This window comes from uncultured Psychromonas sp., from assembly GCF_947489755.1.
Taxonomy (GTDB): Bacteria; Pseudomonadota; Gammaproteobacteria; order Enterobacterales; family Psychromonadaceae; genus Psychromonas.
In genome coordinates, this window is record NZ_CANLFB010000078.1 from 1 (window position 1) to 646 (window position 646).

A 646-nucleotide genomic window follows, 5' to 3' on the forward strand; every position below is an offset into this window, starting at 1 on the left:
GAAAAGTGATATAAATATAAGTATGGATGTTGTTTGTCTTTTTGTTTTTCTGCCGCATAGCGGCTTCGTTCAACAAGAACTTCAAATCGGAACAAAAATAGTGGGCGGTGTTTCGTTCCTCAACAAAATTTAGCCCACTATTTTAGTCAGCTTAAGTGAGCGTTATGCTAATTCAAGCCAGTACCATAAAAAATTATTAAAAGGATTTATCACTTGCTCAATATACCATTAAATTTATCTAAAAAAGAGTTAGACCTTTTTGAAAAAGGCTTACATGATCTTGACTATAAAAATGAAGATGAACTGGTTGCAAAGTTGGAATCAGCTTACCAATCTGCTATTGATCTAGCTAAAGGTGATGAAGGCAAAAAAATAAAAAATATTGAACGTCGCTTTTTTCTATTTATTTACACTCAAGATATGCTGTGCTTTTACTACCATAAATCCCTTGTTGAAAAAAATCCCAGAATTTTATTAGATGCATTATTCACGACTAATCATATTGATTCTACGTATTCGATGAGTTCAGGTTACGATCATTGTGATAAGTTTAAGCGCGTTTTACTGTGTTATACCATTCCGCCTAATTATGTGATCTAATGTATTCAATTATTAACTAATTATATTCTCTTGGTGACGTATGAAA

1 protein-coding gene is annotated in these 646 nt (G+C 31.9%); it reads left to right on the forward strand.

Annotation, left to right across the window (positions count from 1 at the left end; translation table 11 throughout):
* The first annotated feature begins 213 nt into the window (after nt 1-213).
* A complete protein-coding gene (locus Q0794_RS18075) occupies nt 214-600 on the forward strand; it encodes a hypothetical protein (protein ID WP_298944273.1) in 387 nt (128 codons plus the stop codon).
* Nucleotides 601-646: the final 46 nt, after the last annotated feature.